Origin of the sequence: Halorubrum sp. SS7 (genome assembly GCF_005435055.1) — an archaeon.
GTDB lineage: Archaea > Halobacteriota > Halobacteria > Halobacteriales > Haloferacaceae > Halorubrum > Halorubrum salinarum.
This window is the reverse complement of the sequence record NZ_SGXV01000586.1, coordinates 1-246: the sequence shown is the minus strand read 5'-3', so window position 1 is coordinate 246 and position 246 is coordinate 1. Positions and strand designations below refer to the sequence as shown.

General features: G+C 68.3%; 1 protein-coding gene. It reads left to right on the top strand.

Annotated features, from left to right (window positions below; translation table 11 throughout):
• Nucleotides 1–246 (top strand): MATE family efflux transporter (locus tag EXE44_RS19240; RefSeq protein WP_241991917.1); only part of this gene is annotated, 246 nt, incomplete at both ends.

Here is a 246-nt window from a genome sequence, read left to right as displayed (position 1 = left end):
ACGTCCCGGACGCGCCCGAGACCATCTCCTACGCGGTCGAGTACGTCCGGATCCGGTCGGTGGAGTTCGCCTTCATCGGCGTCTCGCAGGTGATCTTAGGCGCGTTCCGCGGCGCCGGCAACACGAAGACCGCGATGGTCATCTCGATTCTCACCCTCTGGGTGGGCCGAGTCGCGAGCGTGGGGTACCTCGTGTTCGTCGCCGGCTGGGGCGAGACCGGCGTCTGGGTCGGCATGGCGCTCGGGA